Here is a 17,751-nt window from a genome sequence, read left to right as displayed (position 1 = left end):
ACTGCCATTATATTTCTTTCTACAACCCTCAAAAGAGGTTGAGCACTGTGTCTCAACCTCTTTTTACATCTTCACACTTATAATGTAATAACATGCGGTTTTGTATTCGCATCATGGTTTGCTAAAGCTTCGATACAATTTCCATCAGCCGCTTTCTTTTTCACCCAATTCAATGATGCGCGTGCTTCTTCTTTATTATCTAATACACCTGGTAAAATATTTTCTTCCCAAGATTTATTCGCATAGCCAACATCAGCTGCTAATAATACAAATTTGTCTTCATCTTCTTTTTTTATCATCGTTGCACACAACCCTTTACTATGACCCGGACACCATATCATTTGAACTGTTTGATCACCAAATAAATCAAATGAATAACCTTTAGGTCCTAATCCAGTATGTGATAACGGGAATGATTTGAGCGTAACACCTTTCCACTCATGAGAAAGATAGTGCATTTTATCTTTTTTAATGGCTTTAAACTCAGGCTCACTTAATAAAATATTTTTAGCATCCTTAACATGTCTTAGCCCATCAGCATGATCACAATGCATATGACTCATTAACACATAATCGATGTCTTTCGGTTCGTATCCCAATCTTTTTAATTGTTCATGTACTGCTTGTCCTTCAGGTAAATCAGCCTTGTTGACTGGATATTGGAAGAGTAAATTTCTAATCTGTTTCGTTCTATTATCTGTATGCCAACCTGTATCAATTAATATTAACCCTTTTGGATGTTCAATTAAATATACGGATACAGGAATGCTAATCTGATGTTTCTTTGAACGAAATAACCCTGTCCAAGCAAGTGGTCTGTTAGATTCATAACCGAATGGAAGTGCCTCGTCAACAATTACTTCTCCTGTGTGTAATACATGTATCTTGATGTCGTTTGTCATATATTTTTCTCTCCTTGTTTCAGCAACTGATCAACTTCACGCATATTTGAAAAAAATTCAGCTGCTTGTACTTTGTCTAAATTTAATTTCTTCATGAATGATTCATAAAGAATTCGTTGTCTTTCTTCATAAAAACGGATGCCCTCATCTGTCAGTGTAATCACTTTTTCTCTTTTATCCGATGAACTGATTCGTGTCACAAAACCTTTTTCCTCTAATTTTTTTACTCTTTTTGAAACGGCTGTTTTAAAAACACCTTGTTTCTCCGCAATGGCCTTTAAAGGGAGCTGTTCGTGCTTGAGTAATAACTTGAAAACACCTAATTGTTCTCTAGAAATATCAATGTTTTGTTCTTCAATCACTTCATTTATCAGTTGATTCACTTTAATAAATGTTAAATGCATATTGTTAAATTCTTCAAAGGTAGATTGATCCATACCTAACCTCCTTTGACATATAGTACACCCCAGTGTACTATATGTCAATCATTCTATTTTAAAAAGAAAAACCGTTCAACTATCATGCTGAACGGTTCGATAACTTATTTTATTATAATTGGTTTCTCCATGACACTAATGTATCAATATCTTCTGAAGTAATTTTACCTTGGGCTTCTGCCACTTCAATCAATTCATCATAGTTACTGATTGTGTAGAATGGTACTTGTGCTTCACCAAACATATCATCTGCTTTTTGTAAGCCGTATGTGAAGATGGCAACAACACCTAATACTTCTGCACCTGCTTCACGCAATGCTTCCACAGCTGTAATTGAAGAACCACCTGTTGAGATTAGGTCTTCAATGACAACAACTTTTTTCCCTTTGCTATTAGCGCCTTCAATTTGATTTTGTTTCCCGTGACTCTTACTTTTTGAACGCACGTAGTTCATCGGTAAGTTCATCTTCTCTGATACATAAGCTGCATGTGGAATCCCTGCTGTTGCAGTTCCTGATACAATCTCTACTTCTGGAAAATATTGCTCAATTAATTCAACTAAGCCATCACGAATCGCTTCACGCACTTCAGGAAATCCTAATGTGACACGGTTATCACAATAAATCGGTGATTTGATACCTGAACTCCATGTAAACATGTCGTTCGGTGATAATGAGACTGCTTCAATATCTAATAATGATTGTGCAATTGCTTTTACCATTTACCTACCCAACTTTCTGTAATTTGTTGATAACTTGCGACCGGATCATCACTTTGTGTAATCGGTCTCCCTACTACAATATGTGTCGAACCAAGTGCCTTTGCCTGTTCGGGCGTCGTCACACGTTTTTGATCGTTCACAGCGGCATTCGCAGGGCGCACACCGGGCGTCACCTTCAAAAATTCTGCCCCACAGTGTGCCGTAATCGGTGCCGCTTCCAGAGGTGAACACACCACACCGTCCAATCCTGAATCCTGTGCCAATTTTGCGTAGTGACATACCGCTTCTTCCATCGACATATCAATTTGCTGTTCATCATGCAGTTGTTGTTCCGTTGTCGATGTCAGCTGTGTCACCGCAATTATTTTCGTATCAGGATTGGTACGTCGCAATCCTTCGACTGCACGCTGCATCATCACTGAACCACCAGCAGCGTGAACATTCACAAGGTCAACGTTCAAGCGACCTAAGCCTTCCATTGTTTTTCCAACAGTATTTGGAATATCATGAAGTTTTAAGTCTAGGAAAATATCATGACCTTGTTCTTTGATTTCTTCAAGTAATGCAGGACCTGTTTGATAAAATAGCTCCATACCTACTTTTACAAATAAAGGTGTATCAAACTTGGCTAAAAATGTCATCACTTCTTCTTTTGTCGCAAAATCTAATGCGATAATCGGTGTCTGTTTCATTTATCCACGCCCTCCTTGTGTACGACCTTTCAATTCATGAATATGCGTCACACCTAATTCATCTAAGCGTGCTGGTAAGGCATCGATAATATCTTTACACACCGTTGGATTTTGGAAGTTAGCTGTACCAACCGCAACCGCATCTGCCCCGACTGAGATAAAGTCAATGACATCTTGTTCATCTTGCACGCCACCCATTGCAATAATCGGTATATTTGGTAAGGCCTTGCGCACTTCATAAACCATGCGTAATGCGACAGGTTTAATCGCTGGGCCACTTAAACCACCGACTACATTATTAATGATTGGTTGCCCTGTATTCGCATCGATGCGCAATCCAACAAGTGTATTAATCATCGTTAACCCGTCTGCATATTCTGCAATGGCAGTTGCCATCTCAACAATATTTGTTACATTCGGTGATAATTTCACATATACTGGCACAGAAGAAACAGCTTTTACTTTACGTGTGAGTTCAGCTGCCACTTGTGGATCCACACCAAACTGCATGCCACCTTCTTTAACGTTCGGACATGAAATATTTAGTTCAAGCGCTTTTACATTCGGTGCTTTTGAAATATGTTCAGCGACATACACATAGTCTTCTTCAACAGAACCTGCGACATTAGCAATAATCGGTACATCATATTGTTCTAATGCTTTCAACTCGTGTTCCAAGATGTGATGCACGCCTGGATTTTGTAAGCCAATCGCATTGATCATACCGCTATCCGTTTCAGCTACACGTGGTGTTTCATTACCGAAGCGGACTTCTTTAGTGGCTGCCTTAATCATGATTGCACCTAGTTCTGACAGATCATAAAACTGACTGTATTCTTTCCCAAAAGCGAAACAGCCACTTGCTGGCATGATTGGATTTTTAAGTGATAAACCTGGAATTTCTACATTCAGTCGACTCATAGTACCACCGTTCCTTTTTCAAATACTGGTCCATCCGTACATACTTTGACATAATCTGTCGGGCTATCAGGCACATGGCAAACACATGCAAAACATGCACCAATACCGCATCCCATACGCTCTTCTAATGAAATGTAGCCAGGGACATCTTTCAATGTGTATAACTCCGTCAAGGCTTTCAACATCGGTTTTGGCCCACACGTGTAGTAAATATCGTAATCGACAGGTAGTTTGTCAATAACTGTTGTCACACATCCCTGTGTACCGAGTGATCCATCTTCTGTTACGATATGTGTCTCACCTAATGCTTCAAATTTTTCTTGATAGAAGACATCTTTTTTAGAACGAAATCCGAGCACGTGTACCGTCTCGATTCCTTGCGCATTAAGTTGTTTTGAGAGTTCATAAAGCGGTGGCACACCAATACCGCCACCAACAAGCAGTGCTTTTTTCTTCGCTTTTTCGACTGGGAAACCATTGCCGAGAGGTGCAAGAATATCTAACGCATCCCCTTCACGTAATGCTGCAATTTTCTGTGTCCCTGCCCCTTCTGCACGAAACAACATCGTAAAACTTTGATTTGCTGGATCAATCTCACAAATTGAAATCGGACGTCTCAACATATGTTGTGATCCTTGCCCTGCTTTGATGTGTACAAACTGACCCGGTTGTTTTAAAGATGCAACAACCGGTCCAGCCACCTTCAATTCATAAATACGATCTGCAATCTGTTCATTTGAAATGACTGTTAATTTTTCCACCGCTTTCGTCCCTCCTACATATTACGCATTGAGAATGTCATGCTTTCAATAACGTTTGTTAATGCATTCGCTGTATCTAATGATGTTAAACATGGTACGCCGTTTTCGACTGAAGTACGACGGATTTGGAAACCATCTCGTGCAATCGTTTTACCTTTTGTCATTGTATTAATTACAATTTGCACGTCGCCACCTTGGATTTTAGAAATCAAGTCATCTTGTCCACCAATTTTGCCAACTGTTTCTACTTTGATACCATGATCTGCTAATTTTTGTGCTGTTCCTGCTGTTGCGATAATTTTATAACCTACCGCATTTAATCTTTGCGCAATTTTTACCATTTCATCTTTATCTTTATCACTTACCGTAATGAGTGCTGTACCGTAGTCTTTAACAGTCATACCTGATGCTGTTAAACCTTTGAATAAGGCTTTTTCAAGTGTTAAGTCACGACCCATGACTTCACCCGTTGATTTCATTTCTGGTCCAAGTGTGATATCCACATTTTTCAACTTGTTAAAGCTGAATACGGGTGCTTTAACGAAGACACCTTCTTGATATGGTTGAACACCTTGTTCAAAGCCAAGATCTGCTAATTTTTCTCCCATGATGGCACGCATTGCAAGTTGCGCCATTTGAATACCTGTAATTTTACTTAAGAACGGAACTGTACGACTGGCACGTGGGTTTACTTCTAGGACATAAACGCCATCGTGTGCTAAAACAAACTGGATATTGATTAAGCCAACAATGTTTAATCCTTTTGCTAACTTCACTGTGTATGCTTCCAGTGTATCAATTTCTTCTTGTGACAATGTTTGTGGTGGATATACTGCAATTGAGTCACCTGAATGCACACCTGCACGTTCGATATGTTCCATAATACCTGGGATGATCACTGTCTCCCCATCACAAATGGCATCCACTTCGATTTCCTTACCTGTTAAGTAACGGTCTACAAGGACTGGATGATCCGGGCTTGCTTTTACCGCTTCTGTCATATAGTTATGAAGTTCATCATCATTATAGACAATTTCCATCGCACGTCCACCAAGTACATATGAAGGTCGTACGACAACCGGGTAACCAATTTCACGTGCGTTGTCTAGTGCTTCCTGTGCTGATGTTGCTGTCTTACCTTTTGGTTGTGGCACATCGATGTTACGCAATAAGGCTTCAAATTCTTTACGGTCTTCCGCTCGGTTTAAGTCCTCTAATGATGTACCTAAAATTTTCACACCATGTTTTGCTAACTTATCTGCCAAGTTAATCGCTGTTTGTCCACCGAACTGAACAACCACACCTTTAGGCTGTTCGAGGTTGATAATGCTCATAACATCTTCTTCTGTCAGTGGCTCGAAGTATAATTTATCTGAAATTGAGAAGTCCGTTGATACCGTTTCAGGGTTATTGTTTACGATAATGGCTTCATAACCTGCATTTTGAATGGCCCATACAGCGTGTACGGTCGCATAGTCAAATTCTACCCCTTGTCCGATTCGGATAGGACCAGAACCTAAAACGATAATCTTTTCTTTGTCAGTGACAATCGATTCATTCTCTTCTTCATAAGTACCATAGTAATAAGGCGTTGCAGATTCAAATTCTGCCGCACATGTATCCACCATTTTGTAAACTGGGTGAATACCATGTTCTTGGCGTAATTGTGCAACCGCTTCTTCTGTCATTTCAAAACGATGCGCAATTGTACGGTCACTAAAGCCATAGCGTTTTGCTAATCTCAAGTAATCGATATCCCCTTTATTTTCTTTAAGGGTATGTTCGATATCAATGATATTTTTGAATTTATTTAAGAAGAAGTAATCAATTTTTGTCATTTCATGTAGTTCTTCTAATGTTGTGCCTCGACGAATGGCTTCTCCGATAAAGAAGAGACGTTCGTCATCCTGTGCTTCAATACGCTTTTTAATGTAGTCAAGATCGAATGATTCGCCATTTGGTAAGCCGAGATGGTGCACACCATACTCCAGTGAGCGAATGGCTTTGAGCAATGACTCTTCGTACGTACGACCTATCGACATAACTTCCCCAGTCGCCTTCATTTGTGTTCCTAATTCACGTTCACCTTTTTCGAACTTATCAAATGGGAAACGTGGAATCTTAGATACGATGTAGTCTAAGCTTGGTTCAAATGCTGCGTATGATGTACCTGTTACTGGGTTTTTCATCTCATCCAATGTTAAGCCGACCGCAATTTTTGCAGCTAATTTCGCAATTGGATAACCTGTTGCTTTTGATGCAAGTGCTGATGAACGTGATACACGTGGGTTTACTTCGATAATGTAGTAATTCATTGAGTGTGGGTCTAAGGCAAGTTGTACATTACATCCCCCTTCAATACCTAAGGCGCGAATGACTTTTAATGATACGTCACGTAACATTTGGTATTCCACATCAGACAGTGTTTGGCTCGGTGCAACAACAACTGAGTCACCTGTATGAATGCCGACTGGGTCAATGTTTTCCATGTTACATACAACAATGGCGTTATCATTTTTGTCACGCATCACTTCATACTCAATCTCTTTGTATCCAGCGATTGATTTTTCAATTAAACATTGTGTAGCTGGGCTGTATTTCAAACCGTTCGATACCACTTCTTGTAGCTCTTCATCATTATGACAAATACCGCCACCTGTTCCACCCATTGTGAAGGCAGGACGTACGATTAATGGATAACCCACTTGTTCTTTAAAAGCAAATGCTTGTTCTAATGTATTAACAATGTCACTTTCAGGAACAGGTACATTTAAGTCGTTCATCAATGTACGGAACAATTCTCTGTCTTCCGCTTGGTTAATTGATGATAACTCTGTCCCTAACAATTGCACATTGTTAGATTCAAGCACACCACTTTCGTGCAATTCAATCGCCATGTTCAAGCCAGTTTGCCCACCTAATGTTGGAAGTAACGCATCCGGCTGTTCTTTACGAATGATACGTGCGATAAAGTCATGTGTTAACGGTTCGATATAGACTTTATCTGCAATTTCTTTATCCGTCATAATGGTTGCAGGGTTAGAGTTAACTAAGATGACACGATATCCTTCTTCTTTTAACGCAAGACATGCTTGAGTTCCTGCGTAATCAAACTCTGCAGCTTGACCGATAATAATCGGGCCTGATCCAATTACAAGAATTGTTTTGATATCATTTCTTTTAGGCATTGTGAACGCGCTCCTTTTGTTTGTATTCTTCCATTAAGTCGATGAATTGATCGAATAAATAGTTTGAATCTGTTGGACCTGGACATGCTTCTGGATGGTATTGAACTGAAAAGGCTGGTAATGTTTTATGTTTTAAGCCTTCAACCGTTCCATCATTCAATGCAATGTGTGTAATTTCTAAGTCTGTATTCGCAATTGATGCTGCATCAATCGCATAGCCGTGGTTTTGACTCGTTAAAGCAATTTTGCCAGTTGCTAAGTCTTTAACTGGATGATTGGCACCACGATGACCGAACTTCATCTTAAATGATGTTGCGCCTTGTGAGAGTGCGAATAACTGATGTCCTAGGCAAATACCAAAGAATGGGATTTTACCAAGAATACCGTTAATCATATCTAATGCAACTTTCACATCATCTGGATCCCCAGGGCCGTTTGATAACATCACACCGTCTGGAGATATTTTTAAAATTTCTTCTGCTGAAGTGTCATAAGGGACAACTGTTACTTCACAACCACGTGCATTTAACTCACGAACGATATTTTGTTTTTTACCGAAGTCAACAAGTACCACACGTTTATCAAATCCTGTTGATACATATGGTGTTTTCGTTGATACGGTTGGTACTTCTGTTCTTGGAAGTTTGACTGCTTTTAATGTTTCAACCATTTCATCAATTTCATCTTTATTGTCAACAAATGCTGCTTTTAACACGCCATGTTCACGAATTTTTTTCGTAATACTTCGTGTATCGACACCACTGATACCCGGAATGTCATATTCTTTTAAAACTTCATCAAATGATTTTTGTGCACGGAAGTTACTTGGATAGGCACATGCTTCTTTTACAACGACCCCATTCAATGTCGGTGTTAATGATTCAAAGTCATCATAGTTCACACCGTAGTTCCCGATTAATGGGTACGTAAATGTGATAATTTGACCAGTATATGACGGATCTGAAATGGTTTCTTGGTATCCTGTCATTGCTGTATTAAAAACAATCTCACCTTTTGTTAAGTTATCTGAACCGAGCTTGAAACCTGAATAAAATGTACCGTCTTCTAGAACAATATAACGTTTCTCAAACATTATGCGTGGTCCCCCTCATATCGAATGTCGCCTTCTACCATTGTTAGTACTGGGTTTCCGTATACCTTTTCGCCTAAGAATGGTGTGTTTGATGCTTTTGATAAGAAATCTTCTGCTTTAATTTCAAATTCATCTTCTAAGTTGATTAATGTTAAGTCAGCCAATTCACCTTCTGCTAAGCGTCCGTATGGCAAGTTGAATGTTTCCGCTGGTTTGATTGTTAAGTAATCTACCAATTGTTGTAAAGTCCATTCACCTGTTTTCACATAATGTGTATACAATAACGGGAATGCTGTTTCACTGCCGACAATACCAAATGGTGCACGTGTCATTGTTTGAGCTTTTTCATCTGCAGCATGTGGTGCGTGATCCGTTGCGATGCAGTCAATCGTGCCGTCTAGTAAGCCTTCGATTAACGCTTCTTTATCCGCCTGACTACGCAATGGTGGGTTCATTTTATACATTGCATTGTCTCCAGGTACGTCGTCTTCTGTTAATAACAAATGATGCGGCGTTACTTCTGCCGTTACATGAATACCTGCTCGTTTTGCATCACGGATCACTCGTACGCTTTCCTTTGTTGAAACGTGACAAACATGGTAATGGCAGCCTGTTGCTTCACTGAGTAAGACATCTCGAGCAATTTGGACAGATTCACAGATGTTCGGAATTCCCGGAATGCCTAACTCTGCACTGCGCTTCCCTTCATGCATTGCCCCACCGTAAATCAAGCTATTGTCTTCACAATGTGCCACGATGGCTTTACCTTGCTCTTTGGCTTTTTGCATCGCTTCATACATCATCGCCGCTTCTTGTACGCCCACACCGTCATCTGTAAAGGCAAAGGCACCTTCTTCTGTTAATGCCTTAAAGTCGACATGTTGTTTACCAGCTTGACGTTCTGTAATCGCTGCGTATGGTAACACACGGACATGCGCATTATCTGAAATTAATTGGTTCAATCGTTCCATATTTTCAACTGAGTCTGGGACAGGTTTCGTATTGGGCATTGGACATACTGTTGTAAATCCACCACGTGCCACTGCAAGCGTCCCCGTTTCAATTGTTTCTTTATGCTCACCACCCGGTTCTCTTAAATGAACATGTACATCTACAAATCCCGGTGCTAAAAATTGACCTTTCGCATCAATCACAATCATATCGTCTGTTGCTTCAATCGCTGGTGCAATTTGTTTTACTTTTTTACCTTCGATTAACACATCTACCTTTTTCAATGATCCTGCTTCTAAAATTTGTGCGTTTTTAATTAATTTCATCTTTTTTCGCTCCTTTAAGATTGTATCGTTTCAGTTAATACAGCCATGCGTACGTATACGCCATTTTCCATTTGCTTAAAAATGCGTGACTTCGGTGCTTCAACGAGATGATTTGCAATTTCTACACCACGATTAACCGGTGCTGGATGCATAATAACTGCCTGTTCTTTCATTCGATCGTAGCGTGCTTGCGATAAACCATACTGTTCATGGTATGTATTCGCTTCAAACCCTTGTGCACCATCATCGTGACGTTCATGTTGTACACGTAATAACATCACAACATCAACATCAGATATGACATCATCAAGTTCAACATATTCCCCTGGCATCTGATCGTCTTGCCAAATCTCCGGACTTGAGAAAACAACTTCTGCCCCAAGCGCAGTAAGACTGTGATAATTACTGCGTGCCACACGTGAATTTTTAATATCGCCACAGATTACAACTTTCAAGCCTTCAAAACGTCCAAATTCTTCATAAATCGTCATCAAGTCTAGCAAACTCTGTGTAGGATGTTGCCCACTGCCGTCGCCTGCATTAATAATCGGTATCCCCATCTCTAGCAATTGATTGTAGTAATCATTCTCTTGGTGGCGGATAACGAGCGCATCACAACCGATACTTTGTAACGTGCGACATGTATCATACAATGATTCCCCCTTATTCACAGATGAAGTTGCTGTATCAAAATTGATACGTTTCATATCCAATCGCTGTTCTGCCATTTCAAAGCTACACTTCGTACGCGTGGAGTTTTCAAAGAACAGATTGGCAATATATTTTCCTTTTAAATGCGGTTGTACTACACCCGTTTTATACTGTATTGCCGTATCGATTAAATGCTGCATTTCTTCAATAGATAAGTTTGCCATTGAGACAAGATGCTTCATGATGAATCCTCCTCTAATTCTTACCTTTTGGTAGTAATAAATTCAAGATGATACCTGCTGTTGCTGATAACGCCATTCCTTCAATCGTTAAGTTCACACCAACATCTGATAAATTCAACATCATGTTACCAATACCGATGACTAAGATGACTGATGCGATGACTAAGTTACGATTTTTCGCAAAGTCAACCTGACTTTCTACAATCATGCGTAAACCACTTGCTGCAATCGTACCGAACAGTAAGATTGACACTCCACCCATAACAGGCGTTGGTATAGATGATACAAGAGCCGTGAACTTGCCAACGAATCCTAAGATGATAGCAATCACTGCCGCACCACCGATGACATAAATACTGTAAATTCTTGTAATCGCAAGCACACCAATGTTTTCACCATATGTTGTACTTGGTGGACCACCGATAATACTTGAGAACATCGTAGATACCCCATCACCAATGATTGAACGATGTAAACCTGGATCTTTGAAGAAGTTGCGTCCAACAATTTTATTAATAACCATTTGATGACCGATATGTTCGCTGACTGTAACGAATACGATTGGCAACATGACTGCGACAAGTCCAAGATGGAATGACGGTTGATAGTCTGCGAATGGAATGTAAATATCAGGAAATTGGAACCATTTTGCTTCTGCGACTGGCTTGAAGTCAACAATGCCAAAGATAATCGCTGTCACGTACCCTGTCACAATCCCAATCAATACTGGAATGAGTGAGAAAAACCCTTTCGCAAAACCTTGTACAAGTAATGTCACAATTAGCGTAATCCCAGCAACTGAAACATATGTTAAGTTATAGTCTTTCATCGCACTTGAATTTTCGAACATTGCCATATTAACGGCAGTTGGTGCTAAGCTTAAACCGATAACCATAATCACTGGTCCTACAACAACTGGAGGTAACAAACGCATCAACCAGTTCGTACCACTAAATCGGATCGCAATCCCAATGATGATGTACATTACACCACTCATGAACAGTGCCACTAACATATCTCCAAGACTGTTCGTACTTAACCCTGTGATGATTGGTGTAATAAACGCAAAGCTTGATCCGAGATAAGCAGGAATTTTCCCTTTTGTAATTAAGATATAAAGTAGCGTCCCAATCCCTGAAGCAAGTAGTGCTGATGACACTGGTAATCCAGTCAAGAATGGCACTAGCACCGTCGCTCCAAACATCGCAAATAAATGTTGTAAGCTTAGAAACGCCCATTGACCTGCTTTCGGTTTTTCATTCACATCGAGTACAGGTTGTACTGTACGTTCAAACATTTGTTCATTTTCCATGTTGTTCTTCCTTTCGTTATAAAAAAAGTCCCTTAACTTGATTCGTTAAGAGACTGGTGGCGTATGACATACAGAAGGGAATCGAATCATTTGATAGTGGAATTGTACCTTCTATCATCTTATCGACCTATCGTTCTTTCCTTCTTCAATTGTCATACAATACCTTTGCCAGTCTCTCGTACTGAATTAAAAGGTTTTATGTAATTTCAACCGCATTGCGATCGTCTGTTTCTGTTAAATACACATTCACGGATTCATCACGTGACGTCGGGATATTCTTCCCTACAAAGTCTGCACGGATAGGTAGTTCACGATGTCCACGATCTACAAGCGTTGCCAAACCAATTTTTTGTGGGCGACTATGTAATAAAATGGCATCCAATGAAGCACGAACTGTTCGACCTGTATACAATACATCATCCACAATAATGACTACACGATCTGTCAAATCTGTATCAATTTGATATGTCTTGTCATTGACAACATGGCGTGTATGCTTGTCATCACGAAAACTTGTAATATCAATCGTTCCCGTTGGTACTTGCACATCTTCAATCTGTTGAATTTTTTGTTGAATGCGATTCGCCAAAAATTCTCCACGTGTTTTCACACCAAGCAACACAAGGTTTTCAGAGCCTTTGTTGTATTCTAAAATTTCATGTGCAATACGTGTTAACGTACGATTAATTGCAGACTCATCTAAAATGATTCGACTTGTCACCGTAATTCCTCCTTGGCATACAAAAAAACTCACGCCTATAAGACATGAGTTTACTCAAAATACAATCGCTCTATATATATAGATATTCGTCTCTCGTACGTCAATCTACTATTAGCTATTGCTTCATCTTGTATATTTCATGTCTTTTGAGCCTCTCAGGACTCCCTATTAAAGACGTTATCATTTTGTTTGTTTTGCTGGTACTATCTTACCGTTTTTTGACGTACTTGTCAAAACAATTTAAACATATGATATGAATCAAGGTGGTTCGTACAGAATTCGATTCTATTCTACCTAGATCATCTTATCACATCATTGCACTAAATTTCTTCACGACGTGCTTGCTCAATCACAGCTTCAAATGACTCAGGTAGCGGTGCAGTACGTTCAATGTATTCACCCGTACGTGGATGTTCAAAACCAATTACACCTGCATGAAGCGCTTGTCCGCCAATATCTGGTGTTTTCTTCGGACCATATTTCGGGTCACCTACCAATGGATAGCCAATATACTTCATATGTACACGAATTTGGTGTGTACGACCTGTTTCTAACTGACATGACACAAGTGTGTGATTTTTAAAGTTTTCTAAAACATTAAAATGCGTCACAGCAGGTTTACCATCATCTTCAACAGCCATTGATTGGCGATCATTTTTATTACGACCAATCGGTGCATCGATTGTTCCAAACTCATGTGGAATGTGTCCGTGTACAAGTGCTGTATACTTTCGTGTGACTGTCTTTGCCATTAATTGTTCCACAAGTGCACGATGTGCGACATCATTTTTAGCTATCATCAATAAACCTGACGTATCTTTGTCAATACGATGAACAATACCTGGACGAATTTCGCCATTAATGCCTGATAGATCTTTAATTTGATACATCAAACCATTCACAAGTGTTCCTGAATAGTGACCTGCTGATGGATGAACAACCATGCCTTTTGGTTTATACACGATAGCAACATCTTCATCTTCATAGTAGATGTCTAAGTTAAGATTTTCTGGTTGTATATCTGCTTCGATAACTTCTTTTTCTGTGACAACTACTTGATCATCTAATTTTAGTTTATAGTTTGATTTGACTGGTTTGCCATTCACTGCCACTAAGCCTTCTTTGATCCAATCTTGAATCTGACTGCGTGACCATTCACTATTAAAAATTGGTAAAATTTTATCAATACGTTGTAAATGATGCGCTGAGTCTTCAATTTTAAATTGATGTTGTTCCATAAATTACACCTTTCTCTTATCGTTTGTTTTATCTGTTAATAGGAGAATCACAAGAATCGCTACGCCAATTGTTAAACTTGCATCTGCAATGTTAAATATTGGAAAATCATAGCCAAAAATAACGGTATCGACAAAGTCAACAACTTCTCCATTTAATACACGATCTATAAAATTTCCAATTGCTCCTGCAAGCAGTAATGTAATTGCAACTTGCATCGTCATATGATTCTTGGCTTCTTTAATATAAAAAATAACCAAGGCGACGATGATCACAATCGTAATCAAATAGAAAAAACCCATTTGTCCACTTAAAATGCCCCATGCTGCACCATCATTACGATGTGATGTAATATTTAGGAAGTGCGGAATGACGTTGAATGATTCACCAATCGTCATCTGTGTCGCAATAACCCATTTCGTTAATTGATCCGCAATGACTACGATGAAAAATATAATAAGTGATAACCCGATATAATATTGTCGTTTCATCCAAATTAATCCTTTCTATATGAATTCATTGCTACATTATACCATTTGAAACGTCAGAAAGGTACTTATCATATAGAAACATGCATCTGAAAACATACAACCAGATACTTTTACTTTACTTGTGATTCACAATTAATACGATGCTGTCTTGGAATTAATGTATGTGGATGACGCTTTTTATGCTTTTGATACGTGTAATCTACAATTTTGTCTCTAATTTGACTTAACCACGAATCATCTGTATTCTCAGGTAAATGTATCATATTCAGTGAATTATTTGGTTTCTGCACATAAATACTTCCATCCATATCATCGACAATTTCACATCCTCCATGAACTGCATATTGCGGTGTATCATGGAACATAATATAAGCGATATAGATGATCACTAGTAACAAAACAATAAATGAAAAACATCCTTTTCTCATAATCTCATTCATTCCGCCTTGTCATCAATTCAAATTATAATGGCATCTAAATCAATCTCTTTACTACCAATGCTGAAATACATCGGCTCATGCGTTGCTAACACAACTGTAACACCTGATGCATTCAAGGCTTTAAACATCTCTATCACTGTCTCGCTGTTATGATCATCTAAGTTACCTGTGGGCTCATCTGCAATAATGATACTTGGATTTTTCAATATTGCACGTGCGATTGCAATACGCTGTTGCTCTCCACCACTACATGTATAAACTTTTGTATTGAGTGGTAAATTTTCTAATCCTACACGTGTCATCACTGCTTCGATACGTGCTTGATCTTTTTTATGCACATTCAAAGGCAACGTTAAATTCTTCAACACAGATTCGTTTTCTAACAAGCCATAGTGTTGGTACACATATGCGATATCATCACGTTTAAAGGTCAACTTATCTTTCTCTTTTTGAATCACTTTATCTTTAAAAGTGACTGTACCTGAATCAGGATTTTCCAATAAACCAATAATATTCAATAACGTTGACTTTCCTTTTCCACTGGCACCATGTATAACAACAAAGTCCCCTTGTTGAATCATTAAATCAAAATTTTCAAAAATACGCTTGCGACCGAACGACTTATTAATATTTTGTAACTTAATCATCTTTCTTCCCCTTCAATACGAGATTGACATTTTCACGGTTTAACTTCATAAACGTGTACACAACAGATAACACTTCAATGAATGTAATTGACATAAAGACTGAAATCGCAATGGTATTGTGGCTCGGTAATAACAGTGTCCCCATGAATATATGTAAAGACACGATGAAAAGCACCATCCACTTATGAATCGACCAGTAACTATACCCCATTGTCCGTTTCAGAAATATTTGGAATTGAAATGACTTGAAGTAAATTTGAATAAACGTCAATGTTGTAAGTATGAATGTGATACTTGTTAACAAAGCTAATCCTGTGTATTTGTAGATTTCCGTCTGCAATCCTTTTACAATATCTATCTTCGTATCGTAAACAGAAGTTACACTTCGAATCACACCATCAAGTTTATGTTTTTTCAAACCTTCATGGATTGTTTCATACGGATTATCTAAATAACTTTTAAAATAATAGTCATTTGAATAATAATGTTCATAATCTAATGGATCTAAATTTCCTGTTTCAATCACAGCAATTGGTGCAACAACTGTATTCTTAGCCCCACCAATTTCAGCATTATATGTAAAGTAATCTGTATCATTTTTTACCCATATAATGTTGATATTTAATGATGGGTCTATGCCTTTACGCCTGTGTTCAATATTTTTTTGAATGTAAAATATTCCCTAAAGTTTGTTTTAATTTTTTGTTCATACCGCTTTAATTTAATAGGAACAAGTATATTTAATGTTTTATCTTCTTTCTGCATATATCGCATAACATTATCACCTTGATTCGTTTTAATAGGATGTCTTTTTAAATAATGCATATCAATAACAATAGTTTTACCATTGGATTCAATATCAGCATTCTCTTTTGCATTCAATTGATATAAAAAGTAATTACCATCAAAATAAAAATTCTCCATATCTACAATGAATCCTTGGCTATCTGAGCTTAAAAAATAGTTCTTAGTTTTAACACTAATAGCTTTATCTATACTTCGATTTTTAACTTGCCCAACTTCATACATATTTGTCGTATATATATTTTGTGTAATGTCCCAATGTTTTAAAGAAACTATTTGTTTTTGATAGTCTTTGTAGTTAGAAATAATCTGCAATGTTGACATTGTGACCAATATAATCGCAATTACTGAAATCATCATATACATGGTTATCAATGCATATTTACTGTAACCATGGCTGTTTCTAGCGTATCGAAGCACAAAAAAATGAACAATTACTGCTATAAAAATAGACAACAATACAATTAATAACACTTCTATCAATACAGCAATTAACAATGCAATATGAATGTATGTATCTTTGTATATCATAATATAACTTAATAGCGTCAAAATCATACTGGACACCATATACATCCATATATATTTAGATAAGCCATGAATTATAAATTTTATAATTTGAGATTTTCGATAGCCTAAATCATAAAGAATCTTTAATTGTTCTTTTTGATTTAATAAATCATGCAACAGAACAGCGAATAGTAGCACAATTAAAAACACTGTTAAAAACGTACTAAAGAAATCTAAGGACAAGCCATCAAAAAATGAATGATCCATAACATATGTCGATCCTACATCTTGATTTATAAGTACATTTACTTGTCGAGTATCTTTCTCATTCCCTTTTAAATAATATATCCCTTCTTCTGTAAGATTCGTTTTATTTAAAGGTAAAACTTTAATCTCAAGTTCACTATCAAAGAGTTTTAAATTTTTATTTTTGTCTGCTTCTTGTCTTAACTGATGATCTGTTGTATTAATCAATATTTTATAATCATTGGCATATGTAACTTTTGTTATTTCAACATTGTATTTTTTTGAGAGATATGTAAAAAATGTCCATGCATCTTTTGAATGTTTTTTGGGGACAGTATCAAAATAAAAGTTAATCTTTTCACTACCTTTCTCAATATGATTATAAAAAGCATTTGATTTAGCTGAATCTATCACTATCAAACTTAATGTCAATGAAATTGCCACACATAAAAATAAAAT

The 17,751-nt window shown here is 37.8% G+C and carries 18 protein-coding genes; all 18 read right to left on the bottom strand.

The features are described 5' to 3' along the window. Positions 1 to 77: 77 nt before the first annotated feature. Positions 78 to 902: an N-acyl homoserine lactonase family protein gene (locus C7J88_RS00815; RefSeq protein WP_095116271.1), complete on the bottom strand. Its 825-nt coding sequence runs from the start codon at positions 900 to 902 to the stop codon at positions 78 to 80. Continuing rightward, on the bottom strand, positions 899 to 1,339 hold the full coding sequence (locus C7J88_RS00810) for a MarR family winged helix-turn-helix transcriptional regulator (protein ID WP_095116269.1): 441 nt from the start codon (positions 1,337 to 1,339) through the stop codon (positions 899 to 901). The genes C7J88_RS00815 and C7J88_RS00810 overlap by 4 nt, the downstream gene beginning before the upstream one ends. 112 nt (positions 1,340 to 1,451) lie before the next feature. Further along, complete coding sequence (gene pyrE / locus C7J88_RS00805; RefSeq protein ID WP_095116268.1) at positions 1,452 to 2,060, bottom strand: orotate phosphoribosyltransferase; 609 nt, start codon at positions 2,058 to 2,060, stop codon at positions 1,452 to 1,454. Further along, positions 2,054 to 2,752 carry an orotidine-5'-phosphate decarboxylase gene (gene pyrF / locus C7J88_RS00800; protein WP_095116267.1) on the bottom strand — a complete coding sequence of 233 codons (699 nt, stop codon included), beginning with the start codon at positions 2,750 to 2,752 and terminating at the stop codon, positions 2,054 to 2,056. Before pyrF ends, pyrE begins: the two co-directional genes overlap by 7 nt. Continuing rightward, a complete protein-coding gene (locus tag C7J88_RS00795; RefSeq protein WP_095116265.1) occupies positions 2,753 to 3,673 on the bottom strand; it encodes a dihydroorotate dehydrogenase in 921 nt (306 codons plus the stop codon). It abuts the gene before it with no gap. Continuing rightward, positions 3,670 to 4,434 (bottom strand): dihydroorotate dehydrogenase electron transfer subunit, encoded by a 765-nt coding sequence (locus C7J88_RS00790; protein ID WP_095116264.1) that lies wholly within the window; start codon positions 4,432 to 4,434, stop codon positions 3,670 to 3,672. The genes C7J88_RS00795 and C7J88_RS00790 overlap by 4 nt, the downstream gene beginning before the upstream one ends. Before the next feature lie 14 nt (positions 4,435 to 4,448). Continuing rightward, complete coding sequence (gene carB / locus C7J88_RS00785) at positions 4,449 to 7,622, bottom strand: carbamoyl-phosphate synthase large subunit (RefSeq protein WP_095116262.1); 3,174 nt, start codon at positions 7,620 to 7,622, stop codon at positions 4,449 to 4,451. Next, on the bottom strand, positions 7,615 to 8,715 hold the full coding sequence (locus tag C7J88_RS00780) for a carbamoyl phosphate synthase small subunit (protein WP_095116261.1): 1,101 nt from the start codon (positions 8,713 to 8,715) through the stop codon (positions 7,615 to 7,617). The genes carB and C7J88_RS00780 overlap by 8 nt, the downstream gene beginning before the upstream one ends. Next, positions 8,715 to 9,992, bottom strand: a complete 1,278-nt coding sequence (locus tag C7J88_RS00775) for a dihydroorotase (protein ID WP_095116260.1) — start codon at positions 9,990 to 9,992, stop codon at positions 8,715 to 8,717. The genes C7J88_RS00780 and C7J88_RS00775 overlap by 1 nt, the downstream gene beginning before the upstream one ends. Before the next feature lie 14 nt (positions 9,993 to 10,006). Continuing rightward, positions 10,007 to 10,885, bottom strand: a complete 879-nt coding sequence (locus C7J88_RS00770) for an aspartate carbamoyltransferase catalytic subunit (protein ID WP_095116258.1) — start codon at positions 10,883 to 10,885, stop codon at positions 10,007 to 10,009. Between the two features lie 13 nt (positions 10,886 to 10,898). After that, positions 10,899 to 12,197, bottom strand: a complete 1,299-nt coding sequence (locus tag C7J88_RS00765; protein WP_095116257.1) for a uracil-xanthine permease family protein — start codon at positions 12,195 to 12,197, stop codon at positions 10,899 to 10,901. A 196-nt stretch (positions 12,198 to 12,393) separates the two neighbouring features. After that, positions 12,394 to 12,918 (bottom strand): bifunctional pyr operon transcriptional regulator/uracil phosphoribosyltransferase PyrR, encoded by a 525-nt coding sequence (gene pyrR / locus C7J88_RS00760; RefSeq protein ID WP_095116256.1) that lies wholly within the window; start codon positions 12,916 to 12,918, stop codon positions 12,394 to 12,396. Positions 12,919 to 13,238: 320 nt separating this feature from the next. Next, complete coding sequence (locus tag C7J88_RS00755) at positions 13,239 to 14,156, bottom strand: RluA family pseudouridine synthase (RefSeq protein ID WP_095116254.1); 918 nt, start codon at positions 14,154 to 14,156, stop codon at positions 13,239 to 13,241. 3 nt (positions 14,157 to 14,159) lie between these two features. Then, the gene (lspA, locus tag C7J88_RS00750; protein ID WP_095116252.1) at positions 14,160 to 14,645 is read right to left on the bottom strand and encodes a signal peptidase II; all 486 of its coding nucleotides are present in this window, start codon (positions 14,643 to 14,645) and stop codon (positions 14,160 to 14,162) included. Between the two features lie 110 nt (positions 14,646 to 14,755). Next, positions 14,756 to 15,073: a hypothetical protein gene (locus C7J88_RS00745; RefSeq protein ID WP_095116251.1), complete on the bottom strand. Its 318-nt coding sequence runs from the start codon at positions 15,071 to 15,073 to the stop codon at positions 14,756 to 14,758. Positions 15,074 to 15,102: 29 nt separating this feature from the next. Beyond that, positions 15,103 to 15,732 (bottom strand): ABC transporter ATP-binding protein, encoded by a 630-nt coding sequence (locus C7J88_RS00740; protein WP_095116249.1) that lies wholly within the window; start codon positions 15,730 to 15,732, stop codon positions 15,103 to 15,105. Continuing rightward, positions 15,725 to 16,258, bottom strand: a complete 534-nt coding sequence (locus C7J88_RS00735) for a DUF1430 domain-containing protein (RefSeq protein ID WP_157728675.1) — start codon at positions 16,256 to 16,258, stop codon at positions 15,725 to 15,727. The genes C7J88_RS00740 and C7J88_RS00735 overlap by 8 nt, the downstream gene beginning before the upstream one ends. Before the next feature lie 107 nt (positions 16,259 to 16,365). Then, on the bottom strand, positions 16,366 to 17,736 hold the full coding sequence (locus C7J88_RS00730) for a hypothetical protein (protein ID WP_106904250.1): 1,371 nt from the start codon (positions 17,734 to 17,736) through the stop codon (positions 16,366 to 16,368). Positions 17,737 to 17,751 lie beyond the last annotated feature (15 nt).

This window comes from Staphylococcus muscae, assembly GCF_003019275.1.
In the GTDB taxonomy this organism is placed as follows: domain Bacteria; phylum Bacillota; class Bacilli; order Staphylococcales; family Staphylococcaceae; genus Staphylococcus; species Staphylococcus muscae.
Note: the sequence above shows the minus strand (reverse complement) of the source record. Positions and strands in the feature narration are given on the sequence as shown.

What these genes read in the sequence shown, in the direction of transcription:
- lspA (WP_095116252.1), bottom strand. Translation starts at nt 14,645, where the DNA reads ATGAAACGACAATATTATATCGGGTTATCACTTATTATATTTTTCATC.
- C7J88_RS00780 (WP_095116261.1), bottom strand. Translation starts at nt 8,715, where the DNA reads ATGTTTGAGAAACGTTATATTGTTCTAGAAGACGGTACATTTTATTCA.
- C7J88_RS00810 (WP_095116269.1), bottom strand. Translation starts at nt 1,339, where the DNA reads ATGGATCAATCTACCTTTGAAGAATTTAACAATATGCATTTAACATTT.
- carB (WP_095116262.1), bottom strand. Translation starts at nt 7,622, where the DNA reads ATGCCTAAAAGAAATGATATCAAAACAATTCTTGTAATTGGATCAGGC.
- C7J88_RS00745 (WP_095116251.1), bottom strand. Translation starts at nt 15,073, where the DNA reads ATGAGAAAAGGATGTTTTTCATTTATTGTTTTGTTACTAGTGATCATC.
- pyrF (WP_095116267.1), bottom strand. Translation starts at nt 2,752, where the DNA reads ATGAAACAGACACCGATTATCGCATTAGATTTTGCGACAAAAGAAGAA.
- C7J88_RS00740 (WP_095116249.1), bottom strand. Translation starts at nt 15,732, where the DNA reads ATGATTAAGTTACAAAATATTAATAAGTCGTTCGGTCGCAAGCGTATT.
- C7J88_RS00765 (WP_095116257.1), bottom strand. Translation starts at nt 12,197, where the DNA reads ATGGAAAATGAACAAATGTTTGAACGTACAGTACAACCTGTACTCGAT.
- C7J88_RS00775 (WP_095116260.1), bottom strand. Translation starts at nt 9,992, where the DNA reads ATGAAATTAATTAAAAACGCACAAATTTTAGAAGCAGGATCATTGAAA.
- C7J88_RS00755 (WP_095116254.1), bottom strand. Translation starts at nt 14,156, where the DNA reads ATGGAACAACATCAATTTAAAATTGAAGACTCAGCGCATCATTTACAA.
- C7J88_RS00795 (WP_095116265.1), bottom strand. Translation starts at nt 3,673, where the DNA reads ATGAGTCGACTGAATGTAGAAATTCCAGGTTTATCACTTAAAAATCCA.
- C7J88_RS00815 (WP_095116271.1), bottom strand. Translation starts at nt 902, where the DNA reads ATGACAAACGACATCAAGATACATGTATTACACACAGGAGAAGTAATT.
- pyrE (WP_095116268.1), bottom strand. Translation starts at nt 2,060, where the DNA reads ATGGTAAAAGCAATTGCACAATCATTATTAGATATTGAAGCAGTCTCA.
- C7J88_RS00770 (WP_095116258.1), bottom strand. Translation starts at nt 10,885, where the DNA reads ATGAAGCATCTTGTCTCAATGGCAAACTTATCTATTGAAGAAATGCAG.